Raw genomic sequence first — 14,058 nt, 5'->3', positions numbered from 1 at the left:
TGGAGGGCGGCCGGGTTGCGGGGGGCGGACGCGGCCTCAGCCGTTGAGCCACTCCATGTAGAGGCGCACGCCCTCCTCGACGGTCTTGAACGGGGCGGTGTAGCCGGCGGCGCGCAGGGCCGAGATGTCGGCCTCGGTGAAGCTCTGGTAGCGGCCCTTGAGGTGCTCGGGGAAGGGGATGTACTCGATCTCGCCGCGGCCGTGCCAGGCGATGACGGCGCGGGCGACGTCGTTGAAGCTCTGGCTGCGCCCGGTGCCGACGTTGAAGATGCCGGAGGCCTCGGGGTGGTCGAGGAACCACAGGGCCACCGCGGCGCAGTCGCCGACGTAGACGAAGTCGCGCCGCTGCTCGCCGTCGGCGTAGCCGTCCGAGCCCTCGAAGAGGCGGACCTTGCCGTCCTCGAGGAGCTGGCGGTTGAAGTGGAAGGCGACGCTGGCCATGCCGCCCTTGTGGGCCTCGCGCGGGCCGTAGACGTTGAAGTAGCGGAAGCCGGCGATCTGGCTGCGGGCCTGCGGGAGGCGACGGCGCACGTACTGGTCGAAGAGGAACTTGGAGTAGGCGTAGACGTTGAGGGGGCGCTCGTGGCGGCGTTCCTCGCGGAAGACGGGCCCGGCGCCGTAGACCGAGGCGCTGGAGGCGTAGAGGAAGGGGACCTCGCGCTCGAGGCAGTACTGCAGCAGCCGCTTGGAGTACTCGTAGTTGTTGGCGAGCATGAAGCGGCCGTCCCACTCCACGGTGGAGGAGCAGGCGCCCTGGTGGATCACCGCACGCAGGGGGCCGAAGCCCTCGTCGCGGCGGACGCGCTCGATGAAGTCTTCCTTGTCCAGGTAGTCGGCGATCTCGAGATCGGCGAGGTTGCGGAACTTGGTGCCGTCGGTGAGGTCGTCGACGACGAGGATGTCCTGCTCGCCGGCGTCGTTGAGCGCCTTGACGATGTTGCTGCCGATGAAGCCGGCGCCTCCGGTGACGATGATCACGCCTGTCCCCTCTCGCCGAAGAGCCGCGCCTCGATGCGGGCGCAGAGGATGTGGCCGATGAGGATGTGTCCCTCCTGGATGCGCGGGGTCTCGTCGCTGGGCACGCGCAGGCAGAGGCCGCAGCGCCCGGCCATGGCCCCGCCGCGGCGGCCGGTCAGGCCGATGGTCTCCACCCCGAGGCGGGCCGCGGTGTCGATGGCCGCGAGCACGTTGGGCGAGCTGCCGGAGGTGGAGATGCCGATGAAGACGTCGCCGCGCGAGGCCAGCCCCTCGAGGGCGCGGGCGAAGACGTGCTCGTAGCCGTAGTCGTTGGCCACCGCGGTGAGGGTGGAGGTGTTGGTGGTCAGGGCGATGGCCGGCAGGGCCCTGCGCTCGCCGCTGAAGCGGCCCACGAGCTCGGCGGCGATGTGCTGCGCATCCGCCGCGCTGCCGCCGTTGCCGGCCAGGAGGATGCGCCCGCCGCGGGCGAGCGTGCCGGCGCAGCGCGCCGCCGCCTCCTCGATCGCGGCGAGCAGCGCCGCATCCTCCAGCATCGCCCGCTTGACCTCGAGGCTCGCCGCCACCAGCGCCCGCACCTGCTCGCTCATCGTCCCGCCTCCACCGCACGCACCGCCTCGATGATGCGGCTGGTGGAGCAGCCGGCGCGGAAGGGCAGCACGCGCACCTCGCCGCCGGCGGCGCGCACGCAGCCGGCACCCGCGATCTCCTCGGGCCGGTAGTCCCCGCCCTTGACCAGGACGTCGGGCCGCACGCGGCAGATGAGCCGCTCGGGGGTGTCCTCCGAGAAGGCCACGACCCAGTCCACCGCGGCGAGGCCCGCCAGGACCTCCATGCGTTCGGCGAGCCGGTTCACCGGCCGCCCGGGCCCCTTGAGGCGGCGCACCGAGTCGTCGTCGTTGACGGCGACGACGAGGCGGTCGCCGAGGCGGCGGGCCTCGTTGAGGTAGGCCACGTGCCCGGCATGGAGGATGTCGAAGCAGCCGTTGGTCATGACAATGCGCTCGCCCCGGGCGCGGGCGCGGGCGACGTGGGCGAGCAGCGCCTCCTCGTCGACGATGCCGAGGCGCGTCTCCTCCACCTGGTGCAGGGCCTGCTCGAGTTCCGGCACGCTCACCGTGGCGGCGCCGAGCTTGGCCACCACCAGGCCCGCGGCGAGGTTGGCCAACGCCGTCGCCTCGGGCAGCGCGGCCCCCGCCGCCAGCGCCGCGGCCACCACCGCGATGACGGTGTCGCCGGCGCCGGTGACGTCGTAGACCTCGCGCGCCCGCGCCGGCAGGTGCAGCGGCGCCTCGCCCGGGCGCACGAGGCTCATGCCGTGCTCGCCGCGGGTGACGAGCAGCGCCTCGATGCCGCAGTCGGCGAGCAGGCGCAGGCCGCGCTCGACGAGCTCCGCCTCGCCGGCACAGGGACCCACCACGGCCTCGAACTCGGCGAGGTTGGGGGTGACGAGGCTCGCCCCGCGGTAGCGGCCGAAGTCGCGCCCCTTGGGATCCACCAGCACCGGCACGCCGGCCGCGCGCGCGGCCTCGATGAGCGTTCCCACCTCGCGCAGGGTCCCCTTGCCGTAGTCGGAGAGGACCACGGCGCCGGCGCCGGCGAGCCGCGCGCGCAACGGCGCGGCGAGGGCGGCGCCGTCGAAGCCGCCGAAGCCGTCCTCGAAGTCGAGGCGGATGAGCTGCTGGTGGCGGCTGAGGACCCGAAGCTTGGTGATGGTGCGCGCCCCGGCGAGCCGCACCAGGCTGCAGCCCACGCCCTCGGCGGCGAGCACGGCCTCGAGCTCGCGCGCGGCCTCGTCCTCGCCCGTGACCGCCACCAGGTGGACGTCGACGCCGAGGGCGGCGAGGTTGAGGGCGACGTTGCCGGCGCCGCCGGGCCGCTCCTCCCCCGCCGTCACCCGCACCACGGGCACCGGCGCCTCGGGCGAGATGCGCGCGGTCTCGCCGTGCCAGTAGCGGTCGAGCATGAGATCGCCCGCCACCACGACGCGGGCCTTGCCGAAGGGGGGGATCTGCACCTTCATCCGGACCTCTGCCGGGCCGCCCGATGCGGGCGCCCATGGTAGCACGGGGCCGCGCCGTTCCGGAGCCTGGGGCGAGCCGCTACAATGGCCCGTTCCATCCGACGCGCCCGGAACCCGGCATGGCCACCGCTGCAGGCACGCTCAGGCAACGGCTTGCCCCCCGCCTCTGGCCGGCATGGCTCGTCCTCGGGGGGCTGCGCGCCGCGGCCCTCCTGCCCTACCGCGCGCAGCTCGGCCTCGGCACCGCCCTCGGCTGGCTGCTGCCGCGCCTCTCGCCGCGCCACCGGCGCATCGTCGAGATCAACCTCGGCCTGTGCTTCCCCGAGATGGACGCGGCCGCGCGCGAGCGCCTCGCCCGCGCCCACTTCCGCGCCCTCGGCATCGGCGTCTTCGAGGTGGCCATGAGCTGGTGGGGGCGGGAGGGGATGCTGCGCCCGCTGGTGCGGGTGCAGGGGATCGAGCACCTGGACCGCGCCCTCGAGGAGGGCCGCGGCGTGATCCTGCTGAGCGCCCACTTCACGACGCTGGAGATCGGGGGGCGGCTGCTCTCGCTGATCCGCCCCTTCAGCGTCACCTACCGCCGCGACCGCCATCCGGTCTTCGGCGAGGCCATGCAGCGCTACCGCGAGCGGCTCTACGAGCACGCGATCCAGCGCAACGACGTGCGCGCCATGATCCGCCGCCTCCGCGAGGGGCGCGTCGTCTGGTACGCCCCCGATCAGGACTTCCGCGGCAAGGGGGCGGTCTTCGCCCCCTTCTTCGGCGTGCCCGCCTCCACCAACACCGCCACCGCGCGCTTCGCGCGCCTCTCGGGGGCCGCGGTGGTGCCCTTCTTCGCCCGCCGCCTGCCCCGCGCGCGCGGCTACGAGCTCACCTTCCTGCCGCCGCTCGAGGGCTTCCCGAGCGGCGACGCCGAGCGCGACGCCACCGCCGTCAACGCCGTCTTCGAGCGCATGATCCGCACCGCCCCCGAGCAGTACACCTGGGTGCACAAGCGCTTCAAGCACCGCCCGCCGGGCGAGCCCGGGGTCTACCCGTGAGCGGCGCCGCGGGCATGGCCGGGCGCGAGCTCTACCTGCGCCTGCTCCGCTACGTCCGCCCCTACTGGCGCGTCTTCGCCGTCGCCGTGCTCGGCATGGTGGGCTTCGCCGCCACGGAGCCGGCGCTCTCGGCGCTGCTCAAGCCCATGCTCGACGGCAGCTTCATCGCCCGCGACGCGCGCATGACGACGCTGGTGCCGCTGGCCCTGATCGCCGTCTTCCTCGTGCGCGGCATCTCCAGCTACGCCGCCACCGTGGGCATGGCCTGGGTGGCCAACCACGTGGTCATGGACCTTCGGCGCGACCTCTTCCAGCAGCTCCTGGTGCTGCCGGCGCGCTTCTACGCCGGCCACGCCACCGGCCGGCTGGTCTCGAAGGTGACCTACGACGTCGCCCAGGTGGCGCAGGCCTCGACCCAGGCCCTGGTGGTGCTGGTCCAGGACGGGCTCGCCGTGGTGGGGCTCATCGGCTGGATGCTCTGGCTCAACTGGCGCCTGACCCTGATCGCCTTCGTGGTGCTGCCGGTGCTCGCGGTGACGGTCCGCCTCGCGAGCCGGCGGCTGCGAAGCCTCAGCGGGCGGCTGCAGCGGGCGATGGGGGACATGACCCACGTCCTCGAGGAGGCGGTGGGCGGCTACCGCATCGTGCGCATCTTCGGCGGCGAGGACTACGAGCGCGGCCGCTTCGCCGCGGTCAACGACGCCGTGCGCCGCCTCAACACGCGGGTCACGGCCACCTCCTCGGCCTTCGTCTCGGTGGTGCAGGTGGCGGCGGTGGCCGCGCTCGCGCTCATCGTCTACGTCGCCGCCCGCCAGGCCGCCTCGGATCAGTTCACCGTGGGCGGCTTCGTCTCCTTCTTCGCCGCCATCGGCCTGCTCTTCCGCCCGCTCAAGCGCCTGACCCAGATCAACGAGCAGCTCCAGAAGGGGATCGCCGCCGCCGAAAGCGCCTTCGCGCTGCTCGACGAGCCCGCCGAGCCCGCCCGCGGGCGCCTGCGCCCGGAGCGCGTGCGCGCCGCCCTCGCCTTCGAGGGGGTGGGCTTCGCCTACGATCGCGAGCCGGTGCTGCACGACGTGGACCTGCAGGTGGCCCCGGGCGAGACCGTGGCCCTCGTGGGCCCCTCGGGCAGCGGCAAGACCACGCTGGCGATGCTGCTGCCGCGGTTCTACGACCCCACCGCCGGGCGCATCCTCCTCGACGGGGTCGACCTGCGCGAGCTGGACCTCGCCTGGCTGCGGGCGCAGATCGCCTACGTCAGCCAGGAGATCGTGCTCTTCAACGACACCGTGCGCGCCAACATCGCCTACGGGGCGCTCGCCGGCGCCGACGACGAGGCGGTGCGCCGCGCCGCCGAGGCCGCCGACGCGCTGGAGTTCATCGAGCGCCTGCCCGAGGGCTTCGACACCGTCATCGGCGAGCGCGGCGTGCGCCTCTCGGGCGGGCAGCGCCAACGCCTCGCCATCGCCCGCGCCATCCTCAAGGACGCCCCGATCCTGATCCTCGACGAGGCCACCTCGGCGCTCGACAGCGCCGCCGAGCGACGGGTCCAGGCCGCCGTCGACCGCCTCCGCACCGGCCGCACCAGCATCGTCATCGCCCACCGCCTCTCCACCATCGAGCGCGCCGACCGCATCGTCGTCCTCGACCGCGGCCGCATCGTCGAGACCGGCACCCACGCCGACCTCCTCGCCGCCGGCGGCCTCTACGCCGAGCTGCAGCGGCTGCAACGAGCGAAGGGGTAGGCCCCGGGGGCATGTCCGCACCCCCGACGGGCGCGTCCGCGCCCGGGGGCCGGCGCCATCACGGACCGCCTTCGACGCCCGCGCGGGGGGTCTGCGTCCGCGGCGCGGCCCCCTGGCGCCCGGAGGCAAGCTCGCGCAGGCCGCGCTCGGCCACCGCGAGCCCCTTGCGGCGCTTGTCGGCGAGCAGGCGGCGCGTCGCCTCGTCGGCCCGGCGGGGCGGATGCCAGAGGTGGAAGAGCACGGCGCGGCCGCGGTAGACCCGCACCCCGACGCCCGCAGTCCGCAGGCGCCGCTCCAGATCCACCTCCTCGCCGCCATAGCCCACGAAGTCGAGGTCGAAGCCGTTGACCCGCTCGAAGTCGGCGCGCCAGACGGCCATGTTCGCCCCCAGCAGCCCGCCCTGCCGGCCCCGCCACAGCGGCAGCAGCCAGTCCGGCACGCGGCAGCCGCTGCGCCAGTGGCGCACACCCCCCGTGAGCCCGTGCCGGACCATGGACCAGGGCGCGTCCAGCCCGTCGATGCCGCGCTCGATGAGCCGGCGGCTGAGCGCCGGCCCGAGGTCGGCGCGGCGGCCGCCCACGGCGAGACCGCGCCGGGCCAACGCGCGGTGATCGGCGACGAAGTCCGGGTGCGGGATGCAGTCGTTGTCGGTGAACACGAGGTAGTCGGCCTCGCTGCCGAGGACGGCGCGGTTGAGGATCTCGGCGCGGCGGTAGCCGCGGTCCTCGTGCCAGACGTGGCGAAGCGCGAGCCCCCGCCGGGCGTATTCCCGGGCAAGGCGCCCGATCTCCGGGCCCGAGCCGTCGTCGGCGAGGGTCAGCGAGAAGTCGCGGTCGCGCTGGCGCAGGTAGCCCTCGAGGACGAGGCGCGTGGCCTCGGGCCGGTTGTAGGCGGCGACGATGATCTCGATGCGCGGGGGCGCCACGCCCGGGCTCCCTTCGGCCCTCATCCGCAGGCGGCCAGGAGCCGGTCGAAGTACTGGATGGTCGCCTGCAGCCCCTCCTCGACGGGGGTCGTGGGCTGCCAGCCCAGCGCCTCCCGCGCGAGCCGGATGTCCGGCCGGCGCTGGCGCGGATCGTCGGCGGGCAGGGGCCGATGGACGATGCGCGAGCGCGAACCGGTGAGCTCGATGATGCGCTCGGCGAGCTCCCGGATGGTGAGTTCCTGCGGATTGCCGAGATTGACGGGACCGGTGAAGTCGTCGGGCGTCTCCTCCATCAGCCGGACCAGCCCGTCCACGAGATCGTCCACGTAGCAGAAGGAGCGGGTCTGGCCGCCGTCGCCGTAGACCGTGATGTCCTTGTTGCGCAGGGCCTGGACGATGAAGTTGGAGACCACGCGGCCGTCGTCCGGATGCATCCGCGGCCCGTAGGTGTTGAAGATGCGCGCCACCTTGATGCGCAGCCCGTGCTGGCGGTGGTAGTCGAAGAAGAGGGTCTCGGCGCAGCGCTTGCCCTCGTCGTAGCAGGCGCGGGGGCCGATGGGATTGACCCGCCCCCAGTAGCCCTCGTGCTGCGGGTGGACCTCGGGGTCGCCGTAGACCTCGCTGGTGGAGGCCTGGAGGATGCGAACGCGCAGCCGCTTGGCGAGCCCCAGCATGTTGATCGCCCCCATGACGCTGGTCTTGGTGGTCTGCACGGGGTCGAACTGGTAGTGCACCGGTGACGCCGGACAGGCGAGGTTATAGACTTCGTCGACCTCGACGTAGAGCGGGAAGGTGATGTCGTGGCGCAGCACCTCGAAGGCGGGGTCGTCGAGCAGGTGCTGGATGTTGCCGCGCGTGCCGGTGAAGAAGTTGTCGACGCACAGCACCTCGTGCCCCCTCGCGAGCAGCCGCTCGCAAAGGTGTGAGCCGATGAAGCCCGCCCCGCCCGTGACGAGCACCCGCCGGTTGCCGTAGTTGCGCATGCCTCGTCCCCCCCTCGCTCCACCGCGCCGCGTCCTCGTCGTGCGCAACGACAAGATCGGCGACTTCATGCTCGCCTGGCCGAGCCTTGCGCTGCTGCGCGCGGCGCTGCCCGCGGGCGAGATCCACGCCCTCGTGCCCCGCTACACGCGGGAGCTGGCCGAGGCCTGCCCGTGGATCGACGCGGTGGTGGAGGATCCCGGCCCCGAGGCCGGCGGCCGGGCCCTGCGCGGCCTTGCGGCGGAGCTTCGGCGCCGCCGCTTCGATGCCGCGCTCACCCTGTTCTCCACCACCCGCATCGGCATCGCCCTCGCCGCCGCGCGCATCCCCTACCGGCTCGCGCCGGCGACCAAGATCGCCCAGGTCTTCCACAACCGCCGTCTGCGGCAGCGGCGCTCGCGCTCCGAGAAGCCCGAGTACGCCTACAACCTGGATCTCGCCCGGCGGCTGCTCGCCGACCACGGCGTCGCGCCGCCGCCGGACCCGCGCCCGCCCGTCTGGCGGCTGCCCGCCGCCGAGACCGCCGGGCTCGACCGGCGCCTGCGCACCGCCCACGGCATCGCCCCCGAAGCGCGCATCGTCGTCCTCCACCCCGGCAGCGGCGGCTCGGCGGCGAACCTCGCGCCGGCGCAGTATGCGGAGCTGGCCCGGCGGCTGCAACCGGCCTTCCCGGTCCACTTCCTGGTCACCGCGGGCCCCGGCGAGGAGGCCGGCGCCGAGGCCCTCGCCCGCCGCCTGCGCGGCGACGGGCTCGCCGCGAGCGCCCTGCCGCCGCGGGCGGGCCTCGTCGACTTCGCCCGCCACCTCGCCCTCGCCGCCCTCTTCATCGGCGGCTCCACCGGGCCGCTGCACATCGCCGGCGCCCTCGACGTGCCCACCGCGGCCTTCTACCCGCGGCGCCGCTCGGCCACGCCCCTGCGCTGGCAGACGCTGAACTCCCCCGGGCGGCGCCTGGCCTTCACGCCCCCGCACGGGGCCCCCGAGGAGGACATGGGGCGCATCGACCTCGCCGCGGCCGCGCGCGCGATCAGCGCGCACTTCCTGCGCTGACGAGCCCCGCGAGGATCCCGCGCAGGGCGCGGAAATGCGCGGCCTCGTCGAACATCCGGTCCGCCTTGGCCTTGCCCGCGGCGGCGAGCCGGCTCCGCAGGCCGGGATCGTCGTGGAGTCGCGCGATCGCCGCGGCGAGCGATGCGGCATCGCCCGAGCGGAACAGAAGCCCCGTCTCGCCGTCGTCGATGATCTCCGGCACGCCGCCGCGGTCGCTGCCCACCACCGCCACGCCCACCCGCATGGCCTCGGGCAGCACCAGCCCGAAGGTCTCCTCGACGGTGGTGAGCGCCACGCAGTCGCAGGCCGCCATGTAGCGCTGCGGATCCTCGACGAAGTCGAGGAAATGCACGTCGAGCCCCGCCGCCGCCACCCGCCGCCGCAGGTCCTCGAGGTAGCCGGGCTCCATCGCCCGCCCCACGATCAGCCCGTGCACCGCCCGCCCCTGCGCCCGCAGGCTCTCCACCGCCTCCACCAGCAGGTGCTGCCCCTTGAAGGCCTCGATGCGGCCGAAGAGGCCCACGAGGAAGGCCTCGGCGGGGACGCCGAGCCGCGCCCGCACCGCGCGGCGCACCGATGCCCTGTTCAGGCCCTGCGGCGCCGGCACCCCGTAGTAGAGGGTGCGGATCCGTCCGGCGCACTCCGGCGGCAGGAAACGGCGCAGATCCGCCGCAAGCCGCCGGGTGATGGCCAGGATCAGGTCGAGCCGCCGGTAGACGGCGGCGTGATAGGGGTCGCGCTTGGGCCGGGTGATGGCCATCTGGCGCGTGTGCACGATGCGCGGCCGCGACCGGCTGAGACCCCGCGCCGCCACCGCCAGCGGCAGGTCCCGCGCCCAGTGCACGTGCACGATCTCGGGCCGCACCTCGTCCAGGAGCCCGGCGAGCGCACGCACCGCCCCGGGCGCAAGGGGGATCCGCGGCCGCGCCACCAGACGCGCGGCGAGACCCAGCCCCTCGGCCCGCGGGCGCAGCAGCCCGTCCGGCGCGACCGCCATGACCGTGGGGCCGGAGGCGCCCAGCGCCTCGGCGGCGCGCAGCGCATAGAGCTCGAGACCGCCGAGATCGGGCGAGAGGCACAGCTCCAGCACCCTCACCGGGGACCGTCCTCCCGCCGCTGCCGCTCCAGCAGCTTCCAGTACTTGACATAGGCGTGGAAGGCCGTGGTGACCGCCACGTTCCAGCCGTCCATGCCCTGGAGGATGCCACCCTTCAGGATGAGCTTGCGCACCAGCGCCGCCGCCGCATGCAGCGCCGGCGTCCAGGGCCTCGCCCTGCGCCCGCGCTCGTAGGCGGCCCAGGCGTCGTAGCTGGTCAGGGCGTTGATGCGCTCGACCCAGTGGGCGACGTCGCGGTAGGTGAGGTGGCGCAGATGCGCCTGCAGGCGCACGACGCGCCGGGCCTCCACGCGGGAGTGGGCCTTGCGGGGAAGATAGCCGGCGCGGCCGCGGTGGTAGAGCCGCACCACGTAGTCCGGGTAGAAGCCGGCGGCGCGGATCCAGTGGTTGCCCACGAAGCTGCGCCGCCGCAGTGCGTAGGCGTCCACGTCGTCGCGATCCAGGTCGAGCCCGCCGATGGCGGCGACCGCGTCCTCCTCGAGCCGCTCGTCGGCGTCGATGCTGAGGATCCAGTCGTTGCGTGCCTGGGGCACGGCGAAGGCCTTCTGCGGCCCGTCGCCGAGATAGGGCTGCTCGAGCACCCGCGCCCCCAGCGCGCGGGCGACCTCGACGGTGCGGTCGGTGCTGCCCGAATCGACGACGATCACCTCGTCGCAGACCGGCCGCACCGACTCGATGCACGCCGGAAGATGCTCCTCCTCGTTCAGGGTGATGATGGTCGCGGTGATCGGGCGCACCTTGCCGAACCCTCCCCCAGGCCCGTCTCAGGGCGTCGCCGGCGCCGGCGCGGCCGCACCGGCGCCGCCCGCCCCCGCTCGCGACGCCGCCGCGAGGAAGACTGCCGTGAAGACCAGGAACACCGTCGCCTCCTTGCCGGTCTTGAGCGGGGTCTCGCTGAGGCCGTGCAGCGCGAAGGCCGCCACCACCAGCAACCCCGGCACCGCCGCCGCGGCGCCCGCCGCGTGCGCCCGCAGGAACGCCGCGGCGGGGATCCCGAGCATCGCCAGCAGCGCCGCAAGCCCCAGCAGGCCGCGGGTCGCGAGCACGTGGAGGTAGTTGTTGTGGGCCTGGTTGTAGTGCCCGATGGCGGGCGGGGCCCGGCGCCGGGCGATGAGCCCCTGCACCTGCGGCTTCCACCGCGCAGGACCCACGCCGAGCAGCGGATGCTCCCGCCAGAGCGCGAGCGCGGCACGCCACAGCTCGAGGCGTGTCTCCAGGCTCCCCAGCGCACGGGCGTCCCTAACCTCCTCCCGCGCAAGGTAGCGCTGGATGTCGGCCACCCCTGCGGCCACCTTCCGTCGCGCCATGTCGCTGCCGCTCCAGACGCCGGCCGCAAGCGCCGCGGCGACGAGCGGCGCGGCGAGCTTCGCCCGCCGCGGAAGCCGCAGAACCACCCACAGCGCAGGCAGCGCGAGCAGATTGAGATAGCCTGCGCGCGAGCCGGCGAGCAGCACCGCCGCCGCCGCGCCCGCGCACCCCAGGGCATAGAGCAGGCGCCAGACGCCCTCCCCGCGCCTCGTCACCGCCGCATCCAGAAGCAGCGCCGCCACCAGGGCCGAGAACGTGCCGAAGGGGATGTGGTGGTAGACGCCCTTGGCCTGCCCGTAGCCCAGTACCTCCACCTGGTAGAGGCCCTCCGCCACCAAGCCGAGCCCCGCGAGCGCGCACCCGCGAAGCAGCCAGCGCTCGGCGTCCGGCACCCGCCGCACCAGCAGGTAGACGGGGATCGTCAGGAGATAGCGCAGGTCCACCTCGAGGCGCTTGAAGAAGAGGCGCGGATCGGTCCCGTTGGCCGCCCAGGAGAGGAAGGTCACCGCGAAGTAGGCCGCGGCCGCGAGCAGGACCCCGCGCTCCCACCGGCTCAGCTCCCGCCAACCGGGCTGCGGCGGCAGGGCGAGGACGAGGGCGAGGACCACGTAGAGGGCGCTGTTCCACTCCGGCACGGTCATCGTCCCCACCGGCAACAGGAACAGCACCCACGGCGCGAGCCACGCCCGCCAGGGCGCAAGCGGCGGCCCGGCTACGGCGTGCACGTGCGCTCCACCTCCTCCACCTCGATCCCCTCCAGGCAGGCCGTGTGCCCGAGCGGGCACACGCGCCGGAAGCACGGCGCGCACGCAAGGGCCCGGCGCACGATCCGCGCCCGCGGCGTCAGCGGCGGCGTGTAGTCCGGGCTCGAGGCGCCGTAGATCACGGTCAGCGCCGTTCCCGTCGCCGCCGCCACGTGCATGAGGCCGGAGTCGTTGGTGACCACGCGCTCGCAGGCCGACATCAGGTCCACCACGTCCTCCAGCCGCGTGCGGCCGCACAGGTTGCGGGCGGCGCCGCCCGAGGCGGCGACCACCTCCTCGCCGAGGGGGCGCTCGCGCGCCGACCCGAAGACCCACACCCGCCAGCCGCGCGCCGCCATGCGGGCCGCGAGCGCGCCGTAGCGGCGCGCAGGCCAGCGCTTGCTCGGCCCATACTCGGCCCCGGGACACAGCCCGAGCACCGGCCCCTCGCCGGCGAGGCCGAGCGCCGTCATGAGCCGCGCGCGGTTGGCCTCGTCGACGGCGAGGCGCGGCTGCGGCAGGACCTCCGGCACCGCCTCGCCCGGCTCCAGCGCCAGCACCGCCATGCGCCGCACCCACGGCGCGCGGCGGCGGCCCGGATCCGGGCGGACGTCGTTGACGAGCCCCCGGCGGGCCTCGCCGAGATGCCCGGTGCGCCGCGGGATGCCGGCGAGCCACGGCACCAGCGCGGCCTTGAACGAGCGCGGCAGGAGGAGGGCCTGGCCGTAGCCGCGCCGCCGCAGCCGGCGCGCCAGGCGCCACCGCGCGCCGAGCCCGAACTCGCCGTGCCCCACCTCGAGCGCGATCGCCTCCCGCACCTCCGGCATCCGCCGCACCAGCGGCAGCGACCAGGGCGGGGCGATGACGTCGATGGCCACCCCGGGCCGGCGCGCCGCAAGCAGCCGCAGCACCGCCTGGGCCATGACCATGTCGCCGACCCAGGCCGGACCCACCACGAGCACCGCGCCGCCCGCCGGCGCCGCACCGCCCGCAGCCACGGCCTCAGCCGTCGCCGTCGACGAGGACGTACTCGGCGCCGCAGTAGGGGCAGCGCACCCGGCCGTCCGGCGCCTCGGCGATGGGCAGATAGACCCGCGGGTGCGAGTTCCACACGCTCATCCCCGGCATCGGGCAGGAGAGCGGGAGATCGGCCCGGGTCACCTCGTAGCGGCGCCGGTCGTTGGGGATGCGCCCGCCGGTGGCGGCGCCGGTCTGTGCGGGCTCAGCGGACATGGGTCAGCCACTCCGGATGGGTGTTGCGACGCCCGTGGACCTGGTCGAAGTAGATGGATTGAAGCTGCCGCGTCACCGGCCCGGGGCGGCCCTCGCCGATGGTGCGGCCATCGAGCTCGCGGATCGGCGTCACCTCCGCGGCGGTGCCGGTGAAGAAGGCCTCGTCGGCGATGTAGACCTCGTCGCGGGTGATGCGCTTCTCGATCACCTCGTAGCCGGCCTCGCGCGCCAGCGTGATCACGGTCTGGCGGGTGATGCCGTTGAGGGCCGAGGTCAGCTCCGGGGTGTAGATCCGCCCGCCGTGGACGAGGAAGACGTTCTCGCCGCTGCCCTCGGCGACGAAGCCGTCCACGTCCAGCAGCAGCGCCTCGTCGTAGCCGCAGGCGATCGCCTCCTGCAGGGCGAGCATGGAGTTGATGTAGTTGCCCACGGCCTTGGTGCGGCACATGGCGATGTTGACGTGGTGGCGCGTGAAGGAGGCGGTCTTGACCCGGATGCCGTGCCGGATGGCCTCGTCGCCGAGATAGGCGCCCCAGGACCAGGCGGCGATGGCCACGTGCACGCGCAGGTTGTCGGCGCGCAGGCCGAGCCCCTCGGCGCCGTAGAAGCAGATGGGGCGGATGTAGCCGCTCTCGAGCCCGTTGGCGCGCACGCACTCGATGGTCGCCGCGTTGATGGTGTCGCGGTCGTAGGGCATGGGCATGCCCAGGATGTGGGCCGAGTTGAAGAGGCGCTCGGTGTGCTCGCGCAGGCGGAAGATGGCGGGGCCGCGGTCCGTGGCATAGACACGGATGCCCTCGAAGACCCCCAGGCCGTAGTGCAGCGTGTGGGTGAGCACGTGCACCCGGGCCTCGCGCCACGGGACCATCTCGCCGTCGAACCAGATCACGCCGTCTCGCTCGGCCAGGGACATCCGCCGCT

Annotated in this window: 14 protein-coding genes; 3 read left to right on the top strand and 11 right to left on the bottom strand. The window is 74.2% G+C overall.

What is annotated here, in order from left to right; genetic code table 11:
• Positions 1-36: 36 nt before the first annotated feature.
• The 3 genes from rfaD to hldE are packed head-to-tail and all read right to left on the bottom strand — an operon-like array spanning position 37 to position 2,998.
• Complete coding sequence (gene rfaD, locus EDC57_RS11355; RefSeq protein WP_123402022.1) at positions 37-978, bottom strand: ADP-glyceromanno-heptose 6-epimerase; 942 nt, start codon at positions 976-978, stop codon at positions 37-39.
• Positions 975-1,565 (bottom strand): D-sedoheptulose-7-phosphate isomerase, encoded by a 591-nt coding sequence (locus EDC57_RS11350; RefSeq protein ID WP_211331993.1) that lies wholly within the window; start codon positions 1,563-1,565, stop codon positions 975-977. The genes rfaD and EDC57_RS11350 overlap by 4 nt, the downstream gene beginning before the upstream one ends.
• Positions 1,562-2,998: a bifunctional D-glycero-beta-D-manno-heptose-7-phosphate kinase/D-glycero-beta-D-manno-heptose 1-phosphate adenylyltransferase HldE gene (gene hldE, locus EDC57_RS11345; RefSeq protein ID WP_123402021.1), complete on the bottom strand. Its 1,437-nt coding sequence runs from the start codon at positions 2,996-2,998 to the stop codon at positions 1,562-1,564. The genes EDC57_RS11350 and hldE overlap by 4 nt, the downstream gene beginning before the upstream one ends.
• A 119-nt stretch (positions 2,999-3,117) precedes the next feature.
• Between hldE and lpxL the strand changes: the two genes are divergently transcribed.
• Together lpxL and msbA are read left to right on the top strand one after the other, a co-directional pair.
• Entirely contained in the window at positions 3,118-4,038 is a 921-nt protein-coding gene (gene lpxL, locus EDC57_RS11340) for an LpxL/LpxP family Kdo(2)-lipid IV(A) lauroyl/palmitoleoyl acyltransferase (protein ID WP_123402020.1), read from the top strand.
• Positions 4,035-5,780 carry a lipid A export permease/ATP-binding protein MsbA gene (msbA, locus tag EDC57_RS11335; RefSeq protein WP_342768987.1) on the top strand — a complete coding sequence of 582 codons (1,746 nt, stop codon included), beginning with the start codon at positions 4,035-4,037 and terminating at the stop codon, positions 5,778-5,780. Before lpxL ends, msbA begins: the two co-directional genes overlap by 4 nt.
• A gap of 58 nt (positions 5,781-5,838) precedes the next feature.
• Here msbA and EDC57_RS11330 read toward each other — a convergent pair whose 3' ends face one another.
• Both EDC57_RS11330 and EDC57_RS11325 read right to left on the bottom strand, forming a co-directional pair.
• Positions 5,839-6,705: a glycosyltransferase gene (locus EDC57_RS11330; protein WP_170165129.1), complete on the bottom strand. Its 867-nt coding sequence runs from the start codon at positions 6,703-6,705 to the stop codon at positions 5,839-5,841.
• Positions 6,706-6,725: 20 nt separating this feature from the next.
• Positions 6,726-7,688 (bottom strand): UDP-glucuronic acid decarboxylase family protein, encoded by a 963-nt coding sequence (locus EDC57_RS11325; RefSeq protein WP_123402018.1) that lies wholly within the window; start codon positions 7,686-7,688, stop codon positions 6,726-6,728.
• Here EDC57_RS11325 and EDC57_RS11320 point away from each other — a divergent pair.
• Entirely contained in the window at positions 7,687-8,736 is a 1,050-nt protein-coding gene (locus EDC57_RS11320; protein WP_123402017.1) for a glycosyltransferase family 9 protein, read from the top strand. The genes EDC57_RS11325 and EDC57_RS11320 overlap by 2 nt on opposite strands.
• Here the strand turns inward: EDC57_RS11320 and EDC57_RS11315 are convergent.
• From EDC57_RS11315 to EDC57_RS11290, 6 genes are read right to left on the bottom strand one after another with little or no spacing between them, the layout of a single operon-like run.
• Entirely contained in the window at positions 8,714-9,832 is a 1,119-nt protein-coding gene (locus EDC57_RS11315; protein WP_148051460.1) for a glycosyltransferase family 4 protein, read from the bottom strand. The genes EDC57_RS11320 and EDC57_RS11315 overlap by 23 nt on opposite strands.
• Positions 9,829-10,590: a glycosyltransferase family 2 protein gene (locus tag EDC57_RS11310; RefSeq protein WP_123402015.1), complete on the bottom strand. Its 762-nt coding sequence runs from the start codon at positions 10,588-10,590 to the stop codon at positions 9,829-9,831. Before EDC57_RS11310 ends, EDC57_RS11315 begins: the two co-directional genes overlap by 4 nt.
• Positions 10,591-10,617: 27 nt before the next feature.
• Positions 10,618-11,886: an O-antigen ligase family protein gene (locus EDC57_RS11305; protein ID WP_123402014.1), complete on the bottom strand. Its 1,269-nt coding sequence runs from the start codon at positions 11,884-11,886 to the stop codon at positions 10,618-10,620.
• Entirely contained in the window at positions 11,874-12,902 is a 1,029-nt protein-coding gene (waaF, locus tag EDC57_RS11300) for a lipopolysaccharide heptosyltransferase II (protein WP_245995284.1), read from the bottom strand. The genes EDC57_RS11305 and waaF overlap by 13 nt, the downstream gene beginning before the upstream one ends.
• A 4-nt stretch (positions 12,903-12,906) precedes the next feature.
• Positions 12,907-13,137: a zinc-finger domain-containing protein gene (locus tag EDC57_RS11295; protein WP_123402013.1), complete on the bottom strand. Its 231-nt coding sequence runs from the start codon at positions 13,135-13,137 to the stop codon at positions 12,907-12,909.
• Positions 13,127-14,050, bottom strand: coding sequence for a branched-chain amino acid transaminase (locus tag EDC57_RS11290; protein ID WP_123402012.1), 924 nt, complete (start codon positions 14,048-14,050; stop codon positions 13,127-13,129). Before EDC57_RS11290 ends, EDC57_RS11295 begins: the two co-directional genes overlap by 11 nt.
• Positions 14,051-14,058 lie beyond the last annotated feature (8 nt).

Origin of the sequence: Inmirania thermothiophila (genome assembly GCF_003751635.1) — a bacterium.
Lineage (GTDB): Bacteria > Pseudomonadota > Gammaproteobacteria > DSM-100275 > DSM-100275 > Inmirania > Inmirania thermothiophila.
The sequence above is the reverse complement of the archived record's forward strand: the minus strand, read 5'-3'. Positions and strand labels throughout refer to the sequence as shown.

Excerpts from the sequence above, each read along its gene's own strand:
- EDC57_RS11350 (WP_211331993.1), bottom strand. The coding sequence starts at position 1,565 with ATGAGCGAGCAGGTGCGGGCGCTGGTGGCGGCGAGCCTCGAGGTCAAG.
- hldE (WP_123402021.1), bottom strand. The coding sequence starts at position 2,998 with ATGAAGGTGCAGATCCCCCCCTTCGGCAAGGCCCGCGTCGTGGTGGCG.
- lpxL (WP_123402020.1), top strand. The coding sequence starts at position 3,118 with ATGGCCACCGCTGCAGGCACGCTCAGGCAACGGCTTGCCCCCCGCCTC.
- EDC57_RS11320 (WP_123402017.1), top strand. The coding sequence starts at position 7,687 with ATGCCTCGTCCCCCCCTCGCTCCACCGCGCCGCGTCCTCGTCGTGCGC.
- EDC57_RS11325 (WP_123402018.1), bottom strand. The coding sequence starts at position 7,688 with ATGCGCAACTACGGCAACCGGCGGGTGCTCGTCACGGGCGGGGCGGGC.
- EDC57_RS11295 (WP_123402013.1), bottom strand. The coding sequence starts at position 13,137 with ATGTCCGCTGAGCCCGCACAGACCGGCGCCGCCACCGGCGGGCGCATC.
- EDC57_RS11290 (WP_123402012.1), bottom strand. The coding sequence starts at position 14,050 with ATGTCCCTGGCCGAGCGAGACGGCGTGATCTGGTTCGACGGCGAGATG.